Source organism: Rosenbergiella metrosideri, assembly GCF_022602565.1.
In the GTDB taxonomy this organism is placed as follows: domain Bacteria; phylum Pseudomonadota; class Gammaproteobacteria; order Enterobacterales; family Enterobacteriaceae; genus Rosenbergiella; species Rosenbergiella metrosideri.
Window position 1 is genome coordinate 1 of record NZ_JALBCV010000092.1, and the last position, 263, is coordinate 263.

1 pseudogene is annotated in these 263 nt (G+C 53.6%); it reads left to right on the plus strand.

What is annotated here, in order from left to right:
• Positions 1–263: pseudogene (locus MKR94_RS16635) on the plus strand (FAD-dependent 2-octaprenylphenol hydroxylase); the annotation flags it as partial.

Genomic DNA, 263 nt, shown 5'->3' on the forward strand with positions numbered 1-263 from the left:
GGTGGCGGCAGACGGCGCCCACTCTTGGCTGCGGAGTAAAGCCGATATCCCGCTGACCTTCTGGGATTATAAGCACCATGCTTTAGTCGCAAACATTCGTACTGAGCAACCGCATCAAGGCATTGCACGTCAGGTCTTTCATGGCGAAGGTATCTTGGCATTTCTGCCGTTTAGCGATCCGCATTGCTGCTCTATCGTCTGGTCGACCGAGCCGCAAATGGCGAAGAAGCTGAGCGCGATGGATGAGTCACTATTTTGTAAGC